Annotated in this window: 19 protein-coding genes; 8 read left to right on the top strand and 11 right to left on the bottom strand. The window is 72.8% G+C overall.

Translation table 11 applies throughout. The features are described from left to right. Positions 1-126 precede the first annotated feature (126 nt). Complete coding sequence (folE, locus tag ACH4NX_RS35970) at positions 127-732, top strand: GTP cyclohydrolase I FolE (RefSeq protein ID WP_351386795.1); 606 nt, start codon at positions 127-129, stop codon at positions 730-732. A 189-nt stretch (positions 733-921) separates the two neighbouring features. Here the strand turns inward: folE and ACH4NX_RS35965 are convergent, their stop codons facing one another. The 6 genes from ACH4NX_RS35965 to ACH4NX_RS35940 form a co-directional block, all read right to left on the bottom strand. Further along, positions 922-1410, bottom strand: coding sequence for a DUF3180 domain-containing protein (locus tag ACH4NX_RS35965; RefSeq protein WP_351386792.1), 489 nt, complete (start codon positions 1408-1410; stop codon positions 922-924). A 61-nt stretch (positions 1411-1471) separates the two neighbouring features. Next, positions 1472-2083 (bottom strand): 2-amino-4-hydroxy-6-hydroxymethyldihydropteridine diphosphokinase, encoded by a 612-nt coding sequence (gene folK / locus ACH4NX_RS35960; RefSeq protein ID WP_398130135.1) that lies wholly within the window; start codon positions 2081-2083, stop codon positions 1472-1474. Next, on the bottom strand, positions 2080-2439 hold the full coding sequence (gene folB / locus ACH4NX_RS35955; RefSeq protein ID WP_011028954.1) for a dihydroneopterin aldolase: 360 nt from the start codon (positions 2437-2439) through the stop codon (positions 2080-2082). The genes folK and folB overlap by 4 nt, the downstream gene beginning before the upstream one ends. A gap of 236 nt (positions 2440-2675) precedes the next feature. Continuing rightward, positions 2676-3179: a nuclear transport factor 2 family protein gene (locus tag ACH4NX_RS35950; protein ID WP_351386787.1), complete on the bottom strand. Its 504-nt coding sequence runs from the start codon at positions 3177-3179 to the stop codon at positions 2676-2678. Then, on the bottom strand, positions 3176-4150 hold the full coding sequence (gene folP / locus ACH4NX_RS35945; RefSeq protein WP_398130134.1) for a dihydropteroate synthase: 975 nt from the start codon (positions 4148-4150) through the stop codon (positions 3176-3178). The genes ACH4NX_RS35950 and folP overlap by 4 nt, the downstream gene beginning before the upstream one ends. A gap of 223 nt (positions 4151-4373) precedes the next feature. Then, the gene (locus tag ACH4NX_RS35940) at positions 4374-6185 is read right to left on the bottom strand and encodes a phosphatidylglycerol lysyltransferase domain-containing protein (protein ID WP_398130133.1); all 1812 of its coding nucleotides are present in this window, start codon (positions 6183-6185) and stop codon (positions 4374-4376) included. A gap of 179 nt (positions 6186-6364) precedes the next feature. On the opposite strand from ACH4NX_RS35940, the gene ACH4NX_RS35935 reads away from it, so the two are divergent. Together ACH4NX_RS35935 and ACH4NX_RS35930 are read left to right on the top strand one after the other, a co-directional pair. Further along, positions 6365-7648, top strand: coding sequence for an alpha/beta hydrolase (locus ACH4NX_RS35935; protein ID WP_398130132.1), 1284 nt, complete (start codon positions 6365-6367; stop codon positions 7646-7648). 124 nt (positions 7649-7772) lie between these two features. Continuing rightward, positions 7773-9170, top strand: a complete 1398-nt coding sequence (locus tag ACH4NX_RS35930; RefSeq protein WP_398130131.1) for a hypothetical protein — start codon at positions 7773-7775, stop codon at positions 9168-9170. Positions 9171-9222: 52 nt separating this feature from the next. On the opposite strand, the gene ACH4NX_RS35925 is transcribed toward ACH4NX_RS35930, so the two are convergent. Then, on the bottom strand, positions 9223-10554 hold the full coding sequence (locus ACH4NX_RS35925; protein ID WP_351386777.1) for a PH domain-containing protein: 1332 nt from the start codon (positions 10552-10554) through the stop codon (positions 9223-9225). A 179-nt stretch (positions 10555-10733) separates the two neighbouring features. Further along, positions 10734-11264, bottom strand: coding sequence for a PH domain-containing protein (locus ACH4NX_RS35920; protein WP_351386774.1), 531 nt, complete (start codon positions 11262-11264; stop codon positions 10734-10736). Positions 11265-11295: 31 nt separating this feature from the next. On the opposite strand from ACH4NX_RS35920, the gene ACH4NX_RS35915 reads away from it, so the two are divergent. Beyond that, entirely contained in the window at positions 11296-12447 is a 1152-nt protein-coding gene (locus ACH4NX_RS35915) for an NADH-quinone oxidoreductase subunit D (RefSeq protein ID WP_351386772.1), read from the top strand. On the opposite strand, the gene ACH4NX_RS35910 is transcribed toward ACH4NX_RS35915, so the two are convergent. Further along, complete coding sequence (locus ACH4NX_RS35910; RefSeq protein ID WP_351386769.1) at positions 12412-13554, bottom strand: SAM-dependent methyltransferase; 1143 nt, start codon at positions 13552-13554, stop codon at positions 12412-12414. The genes ACH4NX_RS35915 and ACH4NX_RS35910 overlap by 36 nt on opposite strands. Positions 13555-13672: 118 nt before the next feature. On the opposite strand from ACH4NX_RS35910, the gene ACH4NX_RS35905 reads away from it, so the two are divergent. The 3 genes from ACH4NX_RS35905 to ACH4NX_RS35895 all read left to right on the top strand — a co-directional run bounded on the left by ACH4NX_RS35905 (position 13673) and on the right by ACH4NX_RS35895 (position 16343). Continuing rightward, complete coding sequence (locus ACH4NX_RS35905; protein WP_351386767.1) at positions 13673-14875, top strand: sensor histidine kinase; 1203 nt, start codon at positions 13673-13675, stop codon at positions 14873-14875. Between the two features lie 51 nt (positions 14876-14926). Next, on the top strand, positions 14927-15601 hold the full coding sequence (locus ACH4NX_RS35900; RefSeq protein WP_351386764.1) for a response regulator transcription factor: 675 nt from the start codon (positions 14927-14929) through the stop codon (positions 15599-15601). Between the two features lie 109 nt (positions 15602-15710). After that, a complete protein-coding gene (locus ACH4NX_RS35895; protein WP_398130130.1) occupies positions 15711-16343 on the top strand; it encodes an AAA family ATPase in 633 nt (210 codons plus the stop codon). A gap of 159 nt (positions 16344-16502) precedes the next feature. On the opposite strand, the gene ACH4NX_RS35890 is transcribed toward ACH4NX_RS35895, so the two are convergent. Further along, positions 16503-17609 carry a DUF5937 family protein gene (locus ACH4NX_RS35890; RefSeq protein WP_398130129.1) on the bottom strand — a complete coding sequence of 369 codons (1107 nt, stop codon included), beginning with the start codon at positions 17607-17609 and terminating at the stop codon, positions 16503-16505. A gap of 172 nt (positions 17610-17781) precedes the next feature. On the opposite strand from ACH4NX_RS35890, the gene ACH4NX_RS35885 reads away from it, so the two are divergent. Continuing rightward, positions 17782-18009, top strand: a complete 228-nt coding sequence (locus tag ACH4NX_RS35885; RefSeq protein WP_398130128.1) for a hypothetical protein — start codon at positions 17782-17784, stop codon at positions 18007-18009. A 60-nt stretch (positions 18010-18069) separates the two neighbouring features. On the opposite strand, the gene ACH4NX_RS35880 is transcribed toward ACH4NX_RS35885, so the two are convergent. Next, positions 18070-19272 carry a threonine aldolase family protein gene (locus tag ACH4NX_RS35880; protein ID WP_398130127.1) on the bottom strand — a complete coding sequence of 401 codons (1203 nt, stop codon included), beginning with the start codon at positions 19270-19272 and terminating at the stop codon, positions 18070-18072. Positions 19273-19385 lie beyond the last annotated feature (113 nt).

The raw sequence follows: 19385 nt of genomic DNA, 5'->3' as shown, positions 1-19385 counted from the left end.
GCGCCGGCCCCGGCTCCGGAACGAGCCCCGGAGGACCGTCCGGAGAGCTGACCCAGCCACTCCCGGCGGCCCCACCAGGCCCGGAATGTATGCCGACCGCAGGACAGGACAGGAACGAGGCACCAGATGACCGACCCCGTGACGCTGGACGGCGAGGGCCAGATCGGCGAGTTCGACGAGAAGCGGGCCGAGAACGCCGTACGCGAGCTGCTCATCGCGGTCGGCGAGGACCCGGACCGCGAGGGTCTGAGGGAGACGCCCGGGCGGGTGGCGCGGGCGTACAAGGAGATATTCGCGGGTCTGTGGCAGGAGCCCGGGGATGTGCTGACGACGACGTTCGACCTCGGGCACGACGAGATGGTCCTGGTGAAGGACATCGAGGTGTTCTCGACCTGTGAGCATCACCTGGTGCCGTTCCGCGGCGTGGCGCACGTCGGCTACATCCCGTCCACCAACGGCAAGATCACCGGCCTGTCCAAGCTGGCCCGGCTCGTGGACGTCTACGCCCGCCGCCCGCAGGTGCAGGAACGTCTCACCACGCAGGTCGCGGACTCCCTGATGGAGATCCTCGAGCCGCGCGGCGTGATCGTCGTCGTGGAGTGCGAGCACATGTGCATGTCGATGCGCGGCATCCGCAAGCCCGGCGCGAAGACCATCACCTCGGCGGTGCGCGGCCAGCTGCGCGACGTCGCCACGCGCAACGAGGCGATGAGCCTGATCATGGCGCGCTGACGCCGGACGAAGCCCGACGGGCCGGCGCCGACGGGCGTGACTCTGCCGGCGGGCGTCATTTCGCCGATGAGTGTGCCTCTGCCGTCGGGCGTTACGTTGCCGACGGACGTGACTCCGCCGACGAGCGTCCCTTTTGCGGATGGGTGGCGCCCCGGGCCGGTGTCGCGGTGGGGGCAGGGGGGCGACGGGTCAGGCTGCCGAGGCAGCGCCCGGGGTGTCCTCGTCGTCGTCCTCAGGGAGCTTGCAGACGCGCTCCAGGAAGATCGCGGCCGCTATGACGCCGATGCCCGCCACGACCGAGAAGCCGGCGTAGAACGCCTGGTCGCGGCGGGCCGGGACGTCGAGGTACTCCAGAAGGAAGACGCCCATGCCGCCGTACATCCCGGCGACGAGGGCCGCCACCAGCGCGCTGGCCTGGCCGAAGACGACCGCGCGTGCCGCCATCATCGGGTCGACGCCCTTGGCGCCCTGGACCCGGTCCCGCTGGGCCTTCAGGCGGGTACGGAGCGAGAGCGCCGTGGCCAGCAGGATCACGGCGATCAGGGCGAGCACGACGGGGGCGGCCAGAGGGACGCTCGGGAGGCTCCCGATCGAGTTCCACAGGCGGGCGCCCGCCCAGGACAGGATCCCCGCGACGACGAACACGCCGGCCAGCACCCTGATGCGCAACTCTTTCACGGTGTCCCGGTGTCCCTTCGGTTCCCCTGCGTGGTCGTCCTGACCTTGTCGACCTTAACGACTACTCGGGCAGCCGGAGTTCCAGGTCGGCGCGGGGCGCGACGCCCTCCCGGGTGACGGAGGCCAGGAGGTCGGCCACCGGACCGTGTCCCGGCAGCTGGGCCCCGGGGTCCACGTCGTGCCAGGGGGCGAGCACGAAGGCGCGTTCGTGGGCGCGCGGGTGGGGGAGCGTGAGCTGCGGGTCGTCGGAGACGACCTCGGCGTAGGCGACGATGTCGACGTCGAGTGTGCGCGGGCCCCAGCGCTCGTCGCGGACGCGGTGGAAGGCCTCCTCGACGGCGTGCGCCCGCTCCAGCAGGGAGGACGGGGGCAGGGTGGTCTTGAGGATCACGACCGCGTTGAAGTACGAGGGCTGGCTGTCGGGGTCGACGCCCCACGGCTCCGTCTCGTACACCGGCGAGACCCCTTTGACGCGCACGCCCGGGGTGTCCTCCAGGGCGTCGATGGCGCCCTGGAGGGTCTCCAGGCGGTTGCCGAGGTTGGCGCCGAGGGCGATCACCGCGCGCTTGGGGTTGGACAGCGTGGTGTCGGCGGCGTCGACCTGCTCGATGACGGAGGCGGGCACCGGCTGTACGGTCGGGTCGCTCGGACCTTTGGTGAAGGGGGCGCTCATACACGGCTCCGGATGATGGTGACGGTCACGTCGTCGAAGGGGACGGTGATCGGCGCGTCCGGCTTGTGGACGCAGACCTCGACCTCCTCGACCCCTTCGTGTTTCAGACAGACCTGGGCGATGCGCTCGGCGAGCGTCTCGACCAGGTTGACGGGCTCGCCCTCGACCACGGCCACGACCTCCTCGGCCACGATGCCGTAGTGCACGGTCTTCGCCAGGTCGTCGTCGGCCGCGGCCGGTCGGGTGTCCAGGCCCAGGACGATGTCCACGAGGAAGGTCTGGCCGTCCTCGCGTTCCTTGGGGAACACACCGTGGTGCCCGCGGGCCTTCAGGCCGCGCAGCGCGACACGATCCACGCGAATCACTCCTGCAGTCGTCGGTCTCGGCCGGTCCGTACCGCGTGCGGGCGGTACACCGGCTTCAGTCGAATCTACCCGCGAGCACCGGCAGTGCCGGGCCACGGGGGGTGTGGGGGCGGGCGCACGCCAGGAGGATTCACCCGGTGTTCGCCCTGGCGGCCCCGGTGGATCACGGGTTGGTAGCCGCCTATACCCGCCGGTCCGTGATTCCAACCACTTCATGGTCCCGCGGGTCAGGGAGGTGTGTCCTCGCCGTCCTCGTCATCGGTCTCGGCGAGCACGGGGGAGGCGTGGTGCGACCAGAGTTTCCAGCCGGAGGGCGTGCGCCGGAACGCGTTGGTGGCGACCACGAGCTGGCCGACGAGCGGGCCCAGCTCGTCGCCGCCCTCGGGGGCGGGGCCGCCGCTGAGGATGTTCTCGGTGCAGGTCACCAGGGCGGTGTCGCCGGTCACGGAGACGTGCACGTCGGTGAGGAAGAACTGGATGTAGTCGGTGTTCGCCATGATCAGCGCGTAGGAGCGGAGGACCTCGCCGCGGCCGGTCAGCACCGGCCAGCCGGGATGCACGCAGGAGACCACGCCGGCGTCCGCCGGGTCGTGGTACGACTCGTCGACGCCCAGGTCGGACGGGGTGAGCCAGGACTCGGACACCTTCTCGAAGTCGCCCTGCTCCAGTGCCTCGTAGAAGGCGGTGTTGGCGGCCTCGACCTGTTCGACGTCGATGTGGGGGGCGTTCACCGGGGGCCTTCCGTGCCGGTGTCCTGGCGGGTGCCTGTGCCTGCGCCTGTATCTGTGCCTGTATCTGTGCCTGGGGATCGGCCTGTGTCCCGGCGTGTGCTCTGGTCCGTTGTGCGTGCTCCTTCGACGGCGCGCGCGACCCGTACGGCGTCGGCTGTGGCGCGCACCTCGTGCACGCGTACGGCCCACGCGCCGGCGTGCGCCGCGAGCGCGGAGACGGCGGCGGTGGCCGCGTCGCGCTCGCGCGCGGGAGGCGGGGCGGCGCCCGGTCCGGCGAGTACCCGGCCGAGGAACCGCTTGCGGGAGGCGGCGACGAGCAGCGGATGGCCGAGGCCGAGCAGACGGTCCAGGTGGGCCAGGAGTACGAGGTCGTGCTCGGCGTCCTTCGAGAAGCCGAGGCCGGGATCGACGACGACGCGGTCGGGGGCGACACCGCCCGCGACAACCGCCTCCACGCGCGCGCGGAGCTCGTCCATGACCTCGGTGACCACGTCGTCGTAGGTGCCCCTGACGTTGCCGCCCTCCAGGAGGCCGCGCCAGTGCATGACGACGAAGGGCGCGTCGGCGTCGGCGACGACCGGGATCATCCGGGGGTCGGCGAGACCGCCGCTGACGTCGTTGACCAGGGCGGCACCGGCCGCGAGAGCCTGCTCGGCGACCGAGGCGCGCATCGTGTCGACGGAGATCGTGACGCCTTCGGAGGCCAGACCGCGCACGACCGGGACCACCCGCCTGAGCTCCTCGTCCTCGTCGACGCGGGACGCGCCGGGACGGGTGGACTCGCCACCGACGTCCACCAGGTCGGCGCCCTGGGCGACCAGGTCGAGGCCGTGCTTGATGGCGGCCGTGGTGTCGAAGAAGCGGCCGCCGTCGGAGAAGGAGTCGGGGGTGACGTTGACGACCCCCATGACCGCGCAGCGGTCCCATACGGTCAGTCCCGCGAGGTGGCGGCGGCCGGTCTGCTTGCTCATGTGTTCAGCGTAGGCGCAGTTGGCGGGGCGCCTGCGGCGGGCCGGGGGCATCCGTGGAGGCCCGGGGGCGTCCGTGGCGGCCTGGAGGCGTCCGGGGCGGTCTGGAGGCGTCCGGGGCGCCGGGCGGTGCCGCCCGCCCCCGCTGCCACGCACCCCGGGGCTCGTCGAGCGGTGTCCGCGAACGCCTGGGGCTCTCGACACCGTGCAGGCGCGGCACCGGCGGTCACGCCGCCCGCGCCCCCGGCTCGGTCACCCGGTGCGGGCACGGTCGTTGCGAGGGCGCCCGGCGGCGCAGGAACCGCGGCAGCGGCAGCGCGAGCGTGACGAAGCCCTCGGCCTGCATGGCGGCGAAGCCGATGCGGGGCAGGTCGGCGGAGGCGCGGTAGACGACGAAGCGCGGTTCCCAGCGGGGGCGGAACTTGGCGTTGAACTTGTACAGGGACTCGATCTGGAACCACCGGGACAGGAAGACCAGCAGTCCGCGCCAGGCCCGCAGCACCGGGCCCGCACCGATCTTCTCGCCGCGCGCGAGCGCCGCGCGGAACATGGCGAAGTTCAGCGAGAGGCGCGCGATGCCCAGCTTCGGCGCGGCCTGGAGCGCTGCCACGATCAGCAGCTCGTTCATGCCGGGGTCGGCCGAGCGGTCGCGGCGCATCAGGTCCAGGGACACGCCGTCGGTGCCCCACGGGACGAAGTGCAGGATCGCCCTCAGGTCGCCGTACTCACCCGGTCGCTCGTCCGCCCGGTGCGCGGTGGCGATCAGGCAGTCCCCGTCGGCGGGATCACCGACGCGGCCCAGCGCCATGGAGAAGCCGCGCTCGTTGTCGGTGCCGCGCCAGGCGTCGGCGGCGCGGCGGACGCGGTCCAGTTCGGCGTCGCCGAGGTCAGCCACGCGCCGTACGCGGGTCTCGTAACCGGCGCGCTCGATGCGCTTGACCATCTGGCGCACGTTGCGCATCGAGCGGCCGGCCAGGGAGAAATCCGCGACGTCCACCACCGCCTCGTCGCCCAGTTCGAGGGCGTCGAGCCCGGTCTCGCGGGTCCACACCTCGCCACCGGTCTCGGAGCAGCCCATGACGGCGGGTGTCCAGGAGTGGGCGCGGGCCTCGTCCATGAAGCGCTCGATGGCGCCCGGCCAGGCCTCGACGTCGCCGATCGGGTCGCCGCTGGCGAGCATGACGCCGGAGACGACGCGGTAGGTGACCGCGGCCTTGCCGCTGGGGGAGAAGACCACGGCCTTGTCGCGGCGCAGCGCGAAGTGTCCGAGGGAGTCCCGGCCGCCCTGCTTGGCCAGCAGGGCGCGCAGCCGGGCCTCGTCGTCCTCGGTGAGACGCGCGGCGGGATGTTCGGGGCGGAAGGCCAGGTAGACGGTGGTGACGGCGGTGAGCAGGCCGAGGGCGCCGAGGGAGAAGGCCACCGTCCAGGAGGTGGTGCCCCGGTAGTCGACCGGGCCCTCGACTCCGAACAGGCCGTACAGGACATGGGTGAGGCGGTCGGCCAGGCTCGGCTCGCCGACGATGTGGCGGGGGTGGGCGTTGACGACGCCCAGCCCGAGGACGAGGGAACCGGCACCCATCAGTACGAGGTTGGCGAGTGCTCGCCACCGGCTGCGCGGGTCGGGCAGGGCCGCGAACTGGTCCCGGTGCCGCAGCAGGAGCCAGAGCAGCGCGACCGGGATCAGCACCCCGGTGAGCGAGTGCCGGTAGGTGAACTGCGCGACGGCGCCGAGCGGCAGCAGGGCCACGGCCGCCCGCCACGCACGGCGTTTGCGGCGCTTCAGTCCGTGGGCGAGCAGCAGCAACAGCACCCCGGCGCCGAGCGAGAGCGCCGCCGCGAACGGTCCGAACGCGCCGGGCAGTACCTCGGCGAGGGCGTGCATACGGCTGTGCCGGAACCGGGGGAAGACACCGGCTGCGATGTCCAGCAGGCCGACGAGCGCGCAGGCGCGGCCGACGAGGAGGGGCACGGCCTCCGGACGAGGGCCGCGCGGCACTCGATGTCCGCTGGTGGGCTTCGTCGGAACCCGGCCCGACATTTCCTCATCTGTCCTGACAGACATCGCACCTGTAGTTCTGCGAGAGACCGTGGATCCGGGCCCGTTTCGGGCATCCGGCGACATTGCGCCCTCTAGGACGGTGTGTTGGCGGCAGAGGTTCACTCCCCCGGTCGGACAGCCCGAACGGACACACGGAAAGCGCAGGCGGGTAGCGACGCATGGGTCTCACGAGCAACAAGGTGCTGGCGCTGGCGGTCCTGTCCGGTGTGCTGCTGTTCGCCGGCACGGTGTGGTTGTGGCCACGGCTGGCCCGGCGGACCTGGCGGGCCGTCATCGGACGGGTGGGCCTGCTGCTCGCCACCCAGTTGGCGGTCTTCGCCGCGGTGGGACTGGTCGCCAACCGGTCCTTCGGCTTCTACGGCAGCTGGGCCGACCTGTTCGGCCGGGAGAACGGCCAGGGCGTGGTCGTCGACCACTCGGCCGGCCACCCGGCCGACGGCGCCGGCGGTGCCCTCCGGGTCGTCGGTGACCGGCGGGTCACCCAGGCGGGCGGGACGCGACCGGAGGCCGCCGGCCGGATCCAGGAGATACGGGTCGTCGGCCGTACGACGCGCATCGCGACGCCCGCGTACGTCTACCTGCCGCCGGAGTACTTCCAGGAGCGGCACCGTGGCCGTACGTTCCCCGCGGCCGTCGTCCTGACCGGTTACCCGGGGACGGCCGAGGCGCTGGTGGACAAGCTCCGCTATCCGCGCACGGCGCTCGACCTGGCCAGGGCCGGCCGGATGCGGCCGATGATCCTGGTGATGCTGAGGCCCACGGTGGCACCACCGCGCGACACGGAGTGCGTGGACGTGCCGGGTGGCCCGCGGACGGAGACGTTCTTCGCGAAGGATCTCCCGCAGGCCGTGAGCGCCCACTACCGCGTGCACCGGGGGCCGGGAAGCTGGGGCGTCGTGGGCAACTCGACCGGCGGTTACTGCGCCCTGAAACTCGCCCTGCACCACCCCGACGTGTACGCCGCCGGAGCCGGCCTCTCCGCGTACTACGACGCGCCCAGCGACCCCACCACGGGCGACCTCTTCCAGGGCGACGAGGGACGGAGGAAGAGGGCCGACCTGTGGTGGTATCTCAAGAACATGCCCGCGCCCCGCACTTCACTGCTCGTCACCAGCAGCAAGTCCGGCGAGACGAACTACAAGGACACGCTGAAGTTCATCGAGCGCGTGAAGGACAGGAAGCCGACGCGTATCTCGTCGATCATTCTGGAAAGCGGCGGGCACAACTTCAATACCTGGCGCCGCGAGATTCCCGCGACGCTCCAGTGGCTCGGCGGCCGGCTCGACGGCCCGGGGAGCGACCGGGCGGGAGGCCAGGCGGACAGCCCCACAGGCGGTTCGGCAGGCGATCCGGCAGGCGATCCGGTGGGTGGTCCGGTGGGTGGTCCGGCGGACGGAGTGACGGACGGATCGGCGGGAGATGGCGGGGAGCCGTTGAAATGATCTTGAAGTAATTCCCCCGTCGATGGGTATGTGGATTTGTGATGTCGTGTGAACACATCTGAGACGGGAGTGTTTTTACGGGGCGGGGCGCCAAGATTCGCCTACGCGCGGTAAGTTTCTGGCCATGCCACGTGGACGTCACCGCCATTCCCCGCCCCTGCACAGGCTGCTTCCTCCGTCGGCGATCGCAGGCGTCTCCGTCGTCTGCGCGCTCGGCCCCTGGGTGTTCAGCGAAGCGCTGATCCTGCGTGTCCTGGCCGCGGCCGCCGCGGTGACGGCCGTCGTCGGCGCGGTCGTCATGCGTCACTGGGACACTCAGGCCGGCAGGCGCGTCGCCGACCTCACGCGCGCGCGTGCGAGCGACGAGTGGCGTTACGAGGAACGGGTCGCCGAACTGGAGTCCGACCTCGAGGAGTCGCGCGAGCTGCGCGTGAAACTGGAGCACCGGCTGCGGGCGAAGCGCACGGAGCTGGCGGGACTGCGCAACGAGCACGCCGCCCTGTTGCGGCGCTACGCCACGGCGGAGACCGAGCGCGCCAGCGCGCTGGAGGGCCGCCGCCTGCTGGAGATCGAGGCCGTGCCGCAGGCGCCCGCGCTGCCGGCGGCGCGACCGGCCCCGGCGGAGGAGACCCGGGCAGAAGGCCCTTCGACCGCCACCGATGAGATCGCCGAGGGGACCACCGAGAGCGCGGAGAAGGCGGAGAGCGCGGAGAAGGCGGAGAGCGGGGAGCACACGGAGAGTGCCGAGGAGATTCCCGCCGTCTTCTCTCCCGCGGGCTCCCGGCTGTTCCTGCGGGCGAACGCGGCACTGGCGCGGCTCGACGAGGGCGCGCCCGCGGGCCCGGACGGCAGCGACTCGGACGGCACCGACGGCTCCGGCGACTCCGGTGACTCCGACGGGGGCGACGACGGGAACGGCGACGACGGGAACGGCGACGACGGAGACGGTGGTGGCGACGGCGGCGGTGAGAGCGCGGGGGCGCCCGAGGCCGCGCGGGAGGACGAGGCCCAGGGGCAGGGCGAGGGGAAGGGGCAGGGGAAGCCCGAGGCGGCCGACGGGCACGAGCGCACCGCCGCCGCCTCTCCGACGACCCAGTCCGAGCAGTCCGGAGAGCGCCCCGCGCAGCCGTACCAGGCCGACCAGGCCGACCGTCCCGACCAGGCCGACCGTCCCGACCAGCCCACCCGGCAGACCACCGGCCACTTCACGGTGCCGACCGCGGTGGCCGTCGTACCGACGGCTTCGGCGCGGCGTCCGGTGGTCGAGGGCGACTTCGACTTCTTCGGCACGAAGAACGCGGAGGACGGGGCGTCGTCGCCCGACACCCTGGAGACCGTTCAGAACGAGGACCTCGCCGACGTGGTCGGCCAGGAGGCCCTCGCGGTGCACAAGGCCGAGGCGGAGGCCGCCTTCAAGCCGGCCGGCGAGGAGTCCCGGGGGGTGGGCCAGGTGATCGACCTGACGGCCCACGACGAGACGGAGCAGATCGACGTGCAGGGCCTGCGCAGCGCGGTGTCCTGACGCCTGCCGGTGCGTACCGGCAGGCGTCGGCGGCAGGCGGCGGCCGGCGGGATCAGGCCATCCACCGGTCCGGCAGTGCGTCCCGCCGTCCGGTCCGGGACCGTTCCGCCTGCGCCCGCAGCAGCTCCGCCGCCTCGTCGGCGTCGCGCAGCCGCGCGGTCACGGTCTTGTTCGCCCCCGTGTCCACCCGTACGTCGGCCAGCCGCAGCGCCCGCTGCCAGGGACCCTGCGTGCGGCGGACGCTCTGCACCTTGGCGTGCGGCACCAGCGCCAGGCTGCGGCGCAGCAGCCCGTACCGTGCGGCGAACACCGTGTCGGTGACGGCGAGACCGTAGCCGCGCCACCACAGCGGCCGGCAGCGCGCGGCCCGCCGCGGCGGGCGGGACAGCTCCGCGGCCGTCGGCACCCTCACCCCGGGCAGTACGCGGGCGACGACCGACTCGGCGATCTCACGCGGGGCGACCGGCAGGAGCACGGAGTTCGACGAACCGGCCACGTCCAGCTCCACCCGCACCCAGCCGCGCCGCCGCCACAGCAACGGCTCCACGATCCGCACCGTCTGCACCCGGCCCGGCGGCACCGTCTCGTGCGCGCGGTCCAGCAGTCCGTGGTCGAGGCGCAGCCCGTCCGGGGACTCGGCCACCGTCCAGTCGTACTCCCCGACGAACCTGCCCGCGCCGCTCGCGCCCGCGGCGCCCAGCAGGGGCAGCGCGGTCGCCAGCACCGTCCACAGGTTGTGGGTGGCCAGCCACAGCAGCGTCGGTACGACGAGGGCGGCGATCAGCGTGCCCCAGGTCGCGCCGGTCAGCAGCAGCGAGACGGCGAGTACGCCGGGCGGCACGCGCAGCAGCTGCCGGGACGGCGCCTCGCCGACCTCGGCCGCCGTCTCGGGCGCGAGGCCGGCCGCGCGCGCGAGCAGCTCGGCCCGCAGCGCACGTGCCTCGTCAGCGCCCAGGAAGGCCAGTTCGTCCTTCTTGCCGGTTCCTATGACGTCGAGTTTGAGCTTGGCGACCCCCACGACGCGGGCGAGCAGCGGCTGGGTGACGTCGACGGCCTGGACCCGTTCGAGCCGGATGTGCGCGGTGCGCCGGAACAGCAGTCCGGTACGGATGCGCAGCTCGGTGTCGGTCACCGCGAAGTGAGTGAACCACCAGGTCAGGAAGCCGTACAGGGCGGCGGCCGGTATCAGTACGGCGACTCCGACCAGCAGCGTGGTCGTGGTCAGACGCGACAGCTGGCGCTGTGCCTGGTCGGGGTCGTGCACGGCCCAACCGACCAGTACGGCGACCGGGGCCCAGGCGCGCCGCAACGGCGTTATGGGGTGCAATCGCCGCTCGATGACACCGGGCCCGGGCCGGGCAGCGCCGTCTCCGGACCGAGCCACGCCGCTCCCCGTCCCAGCCACACCGTCCTTGGCCACGGCTCCGGTCGCGCCGTCCCCGGCTGCGGTCGTGCCGCCCCCGGCTGCGGGCACGCCGTCACCGGACTTCCGAGGGCCGTGTGCCGGCGCGCCGTGTCCCGGCGGCCCGTTCTCCGGCGGCCCGTTCTCCGCCCCGGGCGTCGTCACAGCCCCGCCGATCGGGCTTCGCCCAGCTCGGTGAGCCGGTCGCGGAGGCGTTCCGCCTCGGCCGGGTCGAGGCCCGGGATGGTCGCGTCGGTCGCGGCGGCGGCCGTGTGCAGTTGCACGCTGGCCAGGCCGAAGTGGCGCTCGACCGGCCCGGAGGTCACCTCTACCAGTTGCATCCGCCCGTACGGGACGACGGTCGCCTCCCGCCACAGCACGCCCCGGCTGATCAGCAGGTCGTCGGCGCGCTCGGCGTACCGCCAGGAGCGCCAGTTGCGCTCCAGCATCACCCAGCCCCACGCCATGAGAGCCAGCGGCAACAGGGCCAGGGCGGCCCAGAAGGGCCCCAGGAACAGCCAGGGCAGCACGCCCGCGGCGAGCGTGAGCAGGCCCACCCACACCACCAGCAACAGCCGTCGCATCCGCAGCAGACCGGGCGGCAGCCCCGTCCACGCCGGTTCGTCCCGCGATGCCTGAGCCGCCTTCGCCGCGCCCGCCGTGCCCGTGTCGTCAGGGCTCCCCGTCTCCATGAGATCAGCGTACGTAGGGGAGACTGTGCGCATGACTCCTACGACGGAGACCACGGTCGGCATCGGCGGCGCCGCGGAGAGCACCGACATGGTGCTCAACATCGGGCCCCAGCATCCGTCCACGCACGGCGTGCTGCGGCTGCGGATCGTCCTGGACGGCGAGCGCGTCGTGAGCGCGGAGCCGGTGATCGGCTACATGCACCGCGGCGCGGAGAAGCTGTTCGAGGCCCGGGACTACCGTCAGATCATCGTGCTCGCCAACCGCCACGACTGGCTGTCGGCGTTCTCCAACGAGCTGGGCGTGGTCCTCGCCGTGGAGCGGATGCTCGGCATGGAGGTCCCCACGCGCGCGGTGTGGACGCGGACGCTGCTCGCGGAGCTGAACCGGGTGCTGAACCACCTGATGTTCCTGGGGTCGTACCCACTGGAGCTGGGCGGCATCACCCCGGTCTTCTACGCCTTCCGGGAACGGGAGGTCCTCCAGAACGTCATGGAGGAGGTCTCCGGCGGGCGTATGCACTACATGTTCAACCGCGTCGGCGGTCTCAAGGAGGACGTGCCGGCCGGCTGGGCCACCCGCGCGCGCGGTGCCGTCGAGGCCGTGCGCTCGCGCATGGACGTCTTCGACGACCTGGTGCTCGGCAACGAGATCTTCCGCGGGCGCACGCGCGGGGTGGGCGTTCTGAGCCCCGAGGCCGTGCACGCCTACGGGGTCAGCGGCCCGATCGCCCGCGCCTCCGGCGTCGACTTCGACCTGCGCCGCGACGAGCCGTACCTCGCCTACGGCGAACTCCAGGACACCCTGAAGGTCGTCACCCGCACCGACGGCGACTGCCTCGCCCGCTTCGAGTGCCTCCTGGCGCAGACGCACAACGCCCTCGACCTCGCCGACGCCTGTCTGGACCGCCTGGCCGAGCTGCCGCCCGGGCCGATCAACCAGCGGCTCCCGAAGGTGCTGAAGGCACCCGAGGGCCACACGTACGCGTGGACCGAGAACCCGCTCGGCATCAACGGCTACTACCTGGTCAGCAAGGGCGAGAAGACCCCGTACCGGCTGAAGCTGCGCTCGGCGTCGTACAACAACATCCAGGCGCTGGCGGAGCTGCTGCCCGGGACGCTGGTCTCGGACATGGTGGCGATCCTGGGGTCACTGTTCTTCGTGGTCGGGGACATCGACAAGTAGCGCGGCGGCGTCGACGGCGCCCACCGGCTGGAGCAGCCACACGAAGTCGCCCAGCCCACCGAGCCCGCCCGGCGCGATCAGCTCGGCGGCCTCCGAGGCGCCCGCCAGGGCGCGTACGTACGCCGCCGGGTCGGTGGAGGCCAGCGCGAGCGGAGGGCGTGCGCCGGTCACCCCGAGGGCGCGCAGAGCCTCCCGCTGGGGGCGCATCAGCGCATCAGGGGGCGTGCACTCCGGAGCGCACCTCGCGCTGTGGTCCGCCGCACTCGTCCTGTCGGCCGTCGCGCGCCTCGCGCTGTGGGCCGCCGCGCACGCGTCCAGCGCGACATGCGCGGTGATGTCGCACGACCCGTCCGGCACCGGTGACGTCTCCCGCCCCTCCCGGAAGCCGGTGAGCGTCCCGAACGGCGGGCGGGCGTCCACGGTGTGCGCGTAGTCGGCGGCCACGGCGAGACCCCTGTCCAGGGCCGCCACGGCGGACGCCCAGGCGGCGTCCCGCGGGAGCCCGATCTCGGCCCGCAGCCCCTCCTCGCCGGGCAGCGGCCACCATCGCGCCAGCCACTCGGCCTCCGCTCCGGTCACCGGCTCCCCGAGCCGCTCGGTCCCGTCGTCCCGGACGAGCACCCGCCGCGCCACGCCCGTGGCGTCCACCTCCGCCACCTCCAGCGGCACGTTGTCCAGCCACTCGTTGGCGAACAGCAGCCCCGTCACCCCGTGCGGCGGCTCGGCGAGCCACTCGATCCGGTGGTCCAGCCCCTCGGGGCGGCCCGCGACCTCGACGGCGTACACGCGCGTGCGGGCGGCCACGACGGCGGGCAGCGCGGCCAGCACCCCGGCGGCCAGTTCGCCCCGCCCGGCCGCCATGTCAACGAAGTCCAGTGCCGCGGGCCGCCCCAGCGCCTCGTCGACCCGGCACAACAGCCGTGCCACGGCCCCGGCGAACAGCGGCGACGCGTGCACGGACGTTCGGAAGTGCGCGGCCGGCCCCGCACCGGACCCGCGATAGAACCCGGCCGGTCCGTAGAGCGCTTCCTGGCAGGCTTCCCTCCAGCCCCGCCAGACCTCATCCACCTCTGAAGGCCCTCTGGTCCCTGCTGTCCCTCGTGTCACAGGCCCAGGCTAGGCGCACAGGAGAACCAAGCCTCCACCTTGCGGAGTACGCGCGGGCGATACGGATCGGCCCTCCGGTTGACCCCTGCACCTATCCCACTTCCCTACGCTGGGTTACGTGCAGCGCCTCTACGATTTCCTCCGCAGACACCCGGCCGGGGTCGACTGTTTCTGGGCCCTTGTCCTGCTCGGAATCTCCGTCATGTCCGTGGCCCCGCAGCAGGAGGCCCGGGGGACGGACACGACGGCGTTGATCGTTCCCTTCGTCCTGCTGCTGTGCGTGGTGATCGCGCTGCGCCGGCGGATGCCGGAGAAGATGCTGCTGCTGGCCGCCGCCCTGGGCCTGGGACAGCTGGTGCTGGATGTGCAGACCATGCCGGCCGACTTCGCCCTTCTGGTGATCGTCTACACCGTGGCCGCGACCGGCGCCCGCTGGGCCTCCCGGACCGCGCTGGCCATGGGGCTGTGCGCCGCGCCCGTCGCCCAGCTGCGCTGGCCCATGGAAGGCACCGGGATGGCGAACAACATCGCCATAATGGTCTTCCAGGCGGTGCCCTTCGCCCTCGCCTGGGTGCTCGGCGACTCCATCCGCACCCGCCGCGCCTACTTCGCGCAGCTGGAGGAGCGGGCCGCTCGGCTGGAGAAGGAGCGCGAGGCACAGGCCAAGGTCGCCGTCGCCGCCGAGCGGGCCCGTATCGCGCGCGAACTGCACGACGTCGTCGCGCACAACGTCTCCGTGATGGTGGTGCAGGCCGACGGCGCCGCCTACGTCCTGGACGCCGCCCCCGACCAGGCGAAGAACGCCCTGGAGACCATTTCCTCCACCGGCCGCCAGGCGCTCGCGGAGATGCGCCGGCTGCTCGGCGTGCTGCGCACCGGAGAGCACCAGGAGGCCGGCGAGTACGTCCCGCAGCCCGACGTCCAGCAGATCGAGGACCTCGTCGAGGAGTGCCGCGGCTCCGGGCTGCCCGTCGACTTCAAGGTCGAGGGCACCCCGCGTCAGCTGCCCAGCGGCGTCGAGCTCACCGCGTACCGCATCGTGCAGGAGGCACTGACCAACACCCGCAAGCACGGAGGGCCGAACACGGGTGCGAGCGTGCGGCTGGTCTACTTCGACGACGGGCTCGGGCTGCTCGTCGAGGACGACGGCAAGGGCGCCCCGCACGAGCTGTACGAGGAGGGCGGCCTCGACGGTCAGGGCCACGGCCTGATCGGCATGCGCGAGCGGGTCGGCATGGTCGGCGGCACCCTGGACGCGGGGCCGCGGCAGGGCGGAGGATTCCGCATCAGCGTGCTGCTGCCGCTGAAGCCCGCACACTGACACCCGTGCCCTAGGCACGTACCGCGTTGACACCTGTAAGGAAGAGGCCCGATGGCGATCCGCGTAATGCTCGTCGACGACCAGGCGCTGCTGCGCACCGGGTTCCGGATGGTGCTCGCGGCCCAGCCGGACATGGAGGTCGTCGCGGAGGCGGGCGACGGCGTCGAGGCGCTCCGGGTCCTGCGCTCGACCGCCGTGGACGTCGTCCTGATGGACGTCCGCATGCCCAAGCTCGACGGCGTCGAGACCACCGGCCGGATCTGTGTCGACCCGAACGCGCCGAAGGTGCTGATCCTGACCACCTTCGACCTCGACGAGTACGCCTTCTCGGCGCTGAAGGCGGGTGCCTCCGGTTTCATGCTCAAGGACGTGCCGCCCGGCGAGCTGCTCGCCGCGATCCGCTCCGTGCACAGCGGTGACGCGGTGGTCGCCCCCTCGACCACCCGCAGGCTCCTGGACCGGTTCGCGCCGATGCTGCCGGCCACCGGCCAGGAGCCCCGGCACAAGGAGCTCCAGCGGCTCACCGAGCGCGAGCGCGAGGTGATGGTGCTGGTCGCGCAGGGCCTGTCCAACAGGGAGATCGCGGCTCGGCTCGTGCTCTCCGAGGCGACCGTGAAGACACACGTGGGCCGCATCCTGACCAAGCTCGGGCTGCGGGACCGGGTGCAGGTGGTGGTCCTGGCCTACGAGACCGGGCTGGTGCGGGCCGGCGGCGGACAGGGCTGACGGATCGGACAGGGGCCCGCGACAGTGCCCCGACGGGTCCCGGACAGGGCACCGCATCGGGTCCCGCGACGGGTGCCGTGTCGGGTGCCGTCTCGGTAGGGTCACGTGCATGCTCCTGTGGATCAACGGCCCCTTCGGGGGCGGCAAGACACAGACCGCACACGAGATACGGCGTCGGCTCCCGGGCAGCGTCGTCTGCGACCCCGAGCACGTCGGCTTCGGCCTGCGCCGCACGCTGCCGCCCGAGCTGCGGGCGGACTTCCGGGACCTGGCGGCCTGGCGGCAGGGCGTGGTGGAGGTCCTCGACCTCGCCCTCGCCAAGCACGACGGTGTGGTGATCGCCCCCATGACGGTCACCGATCCCGGTCACTTCGCCGAGACCGTCGGACGGCTGCGCGAACGTGGTCACGACGTCCGCCACTTCACCCTCCTCGCCGAACGCGAGACCGTCCTGCGGCGGCTGCACGCGCGCGGCTTCGGGCACGTCCTGCGGTACGTCGCCGGGAAGGACGCCGGACTGCGCCGCGAGAGCTGGGCGGTGGGGCAGCTCGACCACTGTCTGGAGCGGCTCGGCCGACCGGAGTTCGCCGAGCACCTGTGGACGGACCACGCGACCGTCCCGAAGACCGCGGACCGGATCGCCGTACTCGCGGGCCTCACCCTCATGCCCAACAACGAGGGCACACTGCGGACACGGCTGCGGCAGGCGGGCGTGGGGCTGCGTCACATCCGGTTCGACTGAGGGTGCTCCCACGGTGGTCGAGCGATCGGCCGGCGCTGGTCCGCGGTCGGCCGAGGTCGGCCCGCGGTGGTCCGGCGGCCGGTGACCTGGCCGGTCGGTGACCGATGACCGGCAGGTGACCGATGACCGGTCGGTGACCGATGGCGGTCGGTGGTCGGTTCAACGCAGTATCCCCTCCAGGAAGTCGCTGCCCAGCCTGGCCACCACCGTCACGTCCAGCTGGTGCAGGACGTACCGCCCCCGGCGGCGGGTGGTGATCAGGCCCGCCTTCTTCAGCACCCCCAGGTGCCGGGATATCTCCGGGGCCGTCATGCCGTGCGCCTGCGCCAGCTCGCTCGTGGTGTACGCGCTGCGGGCCAGATGACGGCAGATCCGCATCCGGACCGGGTGGGACAGCGCGGTCATCCGCAGGGTGAGCTGCTCGACCGAAGGCGGCGAGGCCAGCTCGGGGGAGGCGACCGGGTAGTGCAGCACCGGCTGCCAGCCGTGCCGGTGCAGGACCATCAGATGCGGCCAGCCCAGGCTCGTCGGCACCAGCAGAAGGCCGCCGTCCGCCGTCGCCGAACGGCCGTCGCCCAGCTTGTCGACGGTGATCCGCGCGGCGCTCTCGTCCAGCGACACCGCCGGTGACACGGCGGCCAGCGCCTCGGCGAGACCTTTGCGATGCAGCAGGTCCGTCTTGTGGCGGGCGTCCGCCGCGAGCTGGTGGCGCAGCCGCGACCAGGCCTCCGCGAAGAACGCCTCGTCGCAGTCGCGCGCGAACTGCCGCAGCCAGCCCCGGATCCGCGGCGGATCGGCCAGCAGCCGCTCGCTGAAACGCAGCTGCTGCGGTCCGCGCGCGGCGGCCAGGTCCAGCGCGCGGCGGCGCACCTCGGTGTCCGCGAGCGCGGAGGCCCCGCCGGTGCTGTAGGGCAGGGCGCAGGTGAACTCCAGCGCCGCGTCCACGAACTGCTCGTCGGACAGCTTGTCGAGCAGGTCCAGATCCTCGGCGAGGGTGGCGCCGGGCAGGGTGCTGCGGCCCGGGACACCGGCGAACGGCATGAACAGGTCCGAGAACGTGGTCCGCCACAGGAAGTCGGCCTCGCACATCCGGTCGGCCAGATGCGAGTCGAGCCGGGCGGTCACGCCCGTCGCCCAGCCCCGCAGTCCCGGGTGGTGCCCCGGCTCGGACAGGGCGTGCAGTGCCATGCCCAGCTCGGCCAGGGGCGAGGGCACGACGACGACCCTCTCCGGCCGCAGCCCCGCGATGTCGATGCGCACGCTCATGACCTCATGGTGCACCCCGCCACTGACAACGCCGCCGCCGATTGACGCCCGCCGTCAATCGGCGCGACGGCAGGGCCGTACCGGAGCAGTCTGGAGGCACCGGGGCAGCCGCGGAGCCCGGTCCACCACCCTCCACCCCCGCTCATCGAAAAGGCTGAGAAGGCGACCCGCCATGAGCATCACCCAGCAGTACCTCCTCGACACCTACCGCGCCCGGCAGCTCGGCGAGCCCGCACCGCCCGCGCCCGGCACCCACGACCGGCGGGCCGTACGCGAGTGGCACGAGCGGCGCCGGTTCGGGGCCGTACTCGCAGGCCGTCCGGCGCACGGCCGGGTACGGCGGGTCCTGCGCCGGTGGTGGTCCCTGTGGCCCCGCGCCCTCGGCCGACCGGGCGGCTGACCGGGCGGACGACCGGAGAGCCGGCCCGAGAGCCGACCGGAGGGCCGACCGCGCGGCCGGTCAGTCCTCCAGCCTGGCGACGAAGTCGGCGACCGCCGTCTTCACGTCGTCCGCCGTCAACCGAAGGCCCGCCTCCTCCACCCCGACCTCGGTGACGGCGAGCCCGGGTCCCGGTGTGTCCCACCCCCGGGAGAAGAGCATGGTCCCCGTCTCCTCGCTCTGCCGGACGGCGGCCTCTCTGACGACATCGGCGTCGTACGGCAGCCAGACCTGGAACTCGTGGGTGTGCGGCACCTCGGGGTGTACCCGCGCCCACGGCAGTCCGGCCGCCGCGAAGCCCTCCCGCAGCGCGGCGGCCACCACGCGCGCGTGGGTCACGTACTCCGGCAGCCGGGGCAGCTCGCGCTCCAGGCCGGCCAGTGCCGACAGCACCGTCGGGAACTGCTGGAACACCGCGCCGCCGTACCGGTGCCGCCAGGCCTTCGCCTCCTCGATCAGCGTCCGGGGGCCCGCCAGAGCCGCACCGCCGTATCCCTTGAGGGACTTGTAGAACGAGAGGTACACGCTGTCCGCGAGGCCCGCGATCTCGGCCAGGGGACGGCCGAAGTGGACGGTGGTCTCCCACAGGCGGGCCCCGTCGAAGTGGACCACCGCGTCGCGCTCCCGGGCGGCCTCGACGACCTCGGTGAGCTCCTCCCAGGTGGGCAGGACGAAACCGGCCTCCCTGAGCGGCAGCTCCAGCATCAGTGCCCCGAACGGCTCCTCGAAGTCGCGCACCTCGGCGGCGGTCGGCAGCCGGGGCTCGCTGGTCACCCGTACCGGGCGCAAGCCGCTGACCAGGCTGAAGGCGTCGCGCTCGTGCATCTCCGGATGGCTGAGCCCGTGCAGCGCGACGACCGGGCCGCCGGTACGGCCCGCCCAGCAGCGCAGCGCCACCTGCTGGGCCATGGTGCCGGTCGGGAAGAAGGCCGCGGCCTCGGTGCCGACCAGGGCGGCGACCTTCTCCTCCAGGGCCTCCACCACGCCGTTGCCGTACATGTCGGACGGCTCGTCGAGGTCGTACAGCTCGTCGGCCCCGTCCAGCAGGGCGAGCCGCTCGCGCAGCGTCGTACTGAACCCGGGCCTGGCGAGTACGCGCCGGGCGTCGCGGTGGGCGGCCACGCGCCGTTCCCGAAGCCGCCGGCTCCGCTCCTCCGGCGGATCCGCCTGCCCCGGCCGGTCCGCCTGCTCGGGCTGGTCCGCCTTCTCCGCCGTATCGCTCATGCCTGGATCATGCCTTGCGGATGTCGGAGCGGGCACGTGGGTTTCCCCGCACCGTGCACCACGCGCGTGCGGGTGTGCCGCGCCGTCTCGCGGAGACCCACAGCCTGTGGACA

Source organism: Streptomyces sp. NPDC017225 (assembly GCF_044331465.1).
GTDB lineage: Bacteria > Actinomycetota > Actinomycetes > Streptomycetales > Streptomycetaceae > Streptomyces.
Note: the sequence above shows the minus strand (reverse complement) of the source record. Positions and strands in the feature narration are given on the sequence as shown.